Below are 3,397 nucleotides of genomic sequence, written 5' to 3'. Positions count from 1 at the left end.
CTTCCGATCTGGTGCGATCGCAATTAGCCCCGATGGCCAAAATCTTGCCACTGGCAGTCAGGATAAAACGATCAAAATTTGGGATTTAAATACTGGTAAACTAATTTATAATATTAGTAATTCTCTCGTTTGGGGAACGCACACAGGAACGGTGTTTTACCTTTCCTATAGCCCAGATGGACAAATTCTCATCAGTGGCGGTGCAGATGGCACTGTTAAATTATGGAATCTGCGAAATAGAGATAAACCGCGCACTTTCAAAATCCCTTTAATGGGTGGTTTATCCATTGCCACCAGTCCAAACGGAGAAATTATCGCCGCTGCATCTTGGGATAATAAAATTAGACTTTTGCATCTGGAAACAGGGGAAATAATCCGCATTTTAGAGCTAGATTCAGGCTGGGCAAATTGCCTAAACTTTAGCCCAGACGGTCAAATTTTGGTGAGTAGCGGTGCTTATGACAAGAGTATCAAATTTTGGGATATAAAAACCGCAGAAAATCTCCACACTTTGACAGGAAACGATAAGTATGTGACTTGCCTCGCCTTTAGTGCGGATGGACAAACTTTGTATAGTGCTGCACAGGATAAAACGATCGAAGTGTGGGGAATCAAGTAGAATTTGAGTAAAATACGTTAAAATAGTACATAAAGTCGGGTGCGTCAGAGACAGAAAAACTCATGCGATCGAGCTATCACAAAAGTATGACGCAACCGACAATATACAGCGTTTTTTCGGGCAACTTACTAAGTCTAGTTTGGTATTTTTATGACAGTTAACCAAAGTAGAATCAAAATTGATAGCAGCGTGCTTCCTGGACTCGATGTACTCTCCGAGGAAGAAAGAGCAAACGTTTTGAAGTCGATCGATTCTCTGGAAAATTTTTCGATCGCTCAACCTCTGGCGTCAAATATCAAAAAGCTTCAGGAAGACGAACAGCTTTATCTACTTCAGGTAGATGCAAGTCTCCGAATCATTTTTGAAGTAACCGCTGAGAATAAAATAGAAATTTCACATATTTTTAGGCGGGAGACGATAGAATATATGTTTCGCCGAAAAAAACAAAATGTATAACTTAAATGAAAAGCTTTTCAGCGCTTGAGTTTGATGTGAGGATTTGTCGCTCGCAAATCTCCGATCTGCAACAACTACTCCAAAGTCGTCGAGGTTTATCAGAAAGGGACGACATCATACCCTTTTTTAGAGAACGTCAGCATTTATCTGCGTTTTTGAGTTGTTATAACCCTAACATTATTCGACGCGATCGCATTGCATTTGAATATGACATATTTGGAGACTTTGCTTGCGACCTCGCAGTAGGAGATTATGTAAATAAATCATATTGTTTCGTTGAATTTGAAGAAGCGGCAGCAAACAGCATATTTTTAGGCAAACCAGGAAGAAGCACTCCAGAATGGTCGCCCAGATTTGAGCGTGGGTTAAGTCAGATTATAGATTGGTTTTGGAAATTAAATGATTTAGAGAGAACCGATGATTTTGAGAACAGATTTAATAGCAAAACGATTAACTATATAGGTTTACTTGTCATCGGTAGAGATGAAAGTATCGAAATTAGAGAAAGAAGAAGATTAGAGTGGCGTCAGGAAAAAACAATAGTAAACTCGAAGCATATTCACTGCGTTACTTATGATAAATTATGCCGTGATTTAGCATCCTACATTGCTCAGTATCAGTTCAGCGAACAAATAGATAACCCAAGTTGAGGCTATATATATGGAAAGCGATCGCCCACTCACAGATATGGAGCGATCGCACACAAAAACTAAACTGGCGGTACTTGCGGTAAATCCGTATTTTGATCGACATTAGCCATATTGGCAGAATCGACTTCACCAGCAGTTAAGAAACGGAAAGTTTCCTGATAGAGACTTTGCCAAAAACGATTGCTCATTTGCCGACTGATCTCTGTCGGATCTACCATTGGATGCGGCACCATATCGCTGGAAGGATAAACATATAAGCGATGTTTTTTGCGTTCGCCTCCGATATCTTTAAAAAATTGTTGGTTAGTCTCAATATCAGCCGCATCCTCGTTTTCAGTGAGAACCAAAAAAGTGGGAACAGACTGTAAAGTTTGCACCTTGCTGAGTACAAAACTGCCGAAGCAATCCACCGCAGTTAAACAACCTACAGGAAACTGCAACGCAGGGTCCCAGCCTGATTCGCTGATATCCAGTGGCCCAGCCAACATCACGTACTGGCGCTCTTGTACACCGTAAATCTTGAGTAGAGGTGCGTAGGCGACAACTCCTTTAATGCGATCGGGTCGATCCGCAGCTAAGCCAAGGGCCACAGACCCACCCACCGACAATCCGATCGTATAGATAGGCCCAGGCATGGCTTCCAATTCTGCCAGACGATCGCGAGCGTTTTGGAGATAATTCATGTGGGAAGAAATGAAATAGCGATCGAAATCCGGGTCTTCATTTAACTCGATCGCCTTCACAATATTTAATAGCCGAGGCTCTAATTTCACCAACCTCGCCACCAAAGCCTTTTTTTCCAACTCGCCGAGACGACCGTAATTGCTCGGATCTGCCATCAGATTGGCAAAGAAGTTGAGCAAAACAGGGTCTTGCTGCACCTTTTCCCGTAGGGGGTTGGCAATTTCTGGTTTGAGATCCACTTGCGGCCAGTATTTATCCGGTATCCTAAAAGCATGACCCGCCAAAGTTGCCTGATAAACATTAAACCCATTGCGGAACAGGTAATCTGTCAAGCGCCACATCTGGTGAGGTTTGCTACTGAAGCCGTGGAACATCAACACCGTACCCCGAATTGCTTCTCCCTCTGCGTGGAACTGGTAGTAAGGATAAGCACCAGAGCGATGTTCTGGATTAGCGTCAATGCTTTGAATATAAGCGTCAATCTTTTGTTTGGTTTGCGTAATTTGCTGGGCGCTGGGGGTAAAAGTTGTATCCATGAGGTTAATTTTAAGCAAGTGTAGTGTTGGCTTTGAGGTTTGACTCATCAGTAACCTGTTTCAGGATAAAACTAATATGCTCAGGATGTCTGGTAAATTTAGCTGCAAATCTGAGTCAACCGATTTTGGATTTTGGATGAGAGGATTTTGGATTGGCTGGGCCTTGAGTATTGTAGAGACGTTTCATGAAACGTCTCTACAATATTTGGAAAAAATTAGATATGCCTGCGTCTTTGCAAACGCAGCAAGCGAAGTGTATTTGGATACCGTCAGTGGGATAGGAGCGATCGCTTTTTTGTTGTCAGGGAACTTTTCCGACTCAAATTCGCCTGATTGTTTATCAAGTATTCACTGAAAAACTTAAGAAAGCGCGATCGTGAAAAGTAAATTTATCTTTCAAAAGGGTGTAGTTTGTGCAATCTCTATTAGTTTAGCAGTATCCGGCTTACTGG

General features: G+C 42.1%; 4 protein-coding genes. 3 read left to right on the top strand and 1 reads right to left on the bottom strand.

The features are described from left to right. The 3 genes from H6S82_RS24990 to H6S82_RS24980 form a co-directional block, all read left to right on the top strand. Positions 1-619 (top strand): WD40 repeat domain-containing protein (locus H6S82_RS24990; protein ID WP_191056879.1); only part of this gene is annotated, 619 nt, incomplete at its 5' end. A gap of 150 nt (positions 620-769) precedes the next feature. Next, complete coding sequence (locus H6S82_RS24985; RefSeq protein WP_190462149.1) at positions 770-1,075, top strand: hypothetical protein; 306 nt, start codon at positions 770-772, stop codon at positions 1,073-1,075. Positions 1,076-1,080: 5 nt separating this feature from the next. Then, positions 1,081-1,725 (top strand): Shedu immune nuclease family protein, encoded by a 645-nt coding sequence (locus tag H6S82_RS24980; protein WP_190462151.1) that lies wholly within the window; start codon positions 1,081-1,083, stop codon positions 1,723-1,725. A 59-nt stretch (positions 1,726-1,784) separates the two neighbouring features. Here the strand turns inward: H6S82_RS24980 and H6S82_RS24975 are convergent, their stop codons facing one another. Beyond that, positions 1,785-2,993 carry an alpha/beta hydrolase gene (locus tag H6S82_RS24975; protein WP_242057101.1) on the bottom strand — a complete coding sequence of 403 codons (1,209 nt, stop codon included), beginning with the start codon at positions 2,991-2,993 and terminating at the stop codon, positions 1,785-1,787. Positions 2,994-3,397: the final 404 nt, after the last annotated feature.

Origin of the sequence: Planktothrix sp. FACHB-1355 (genome assembly GCF_014748295.1) — a bacterium.
GTDB lineage: Bacteria > Cyanobacteriota > Cyanobacteriia > Cyanobacteriales > Aerosakkonemataceae > Aerosakkonema > Aerosakkonema funiforme_A.
The sequence above is the reverse complement of the archived record's forward strand: the minus strand, read 5'-3'. Positions and strand labels throughout refer to the sequence as shown.

What these genes read in the sequence shown, in the direction of transcription:
- H6S82_RS24980 (WP_190462151.1), top strand. Translation starts at nt 1,081, where the DNA reads ATGAAAAGCTTTTCAGCGCTTGAGTTTGATGTGAGGATTTGTCGCTCG.
- H6S82_RS24975 (WP_242057101.1), bottom strand. Translation starts at nt 2,993, where the DNA reads ATGAGTCAAACCTCAAAGCCAACACTACACTTGCTTAAAATTAACCTC.
- H6S82_RS24985 (WP_190462149.1), top strand. Translation starts at nt 770, where the DNA reads ATGACAGTTAACCAAAGTAGAATCAAAATTGATAGCAGCGTGCTTCCT.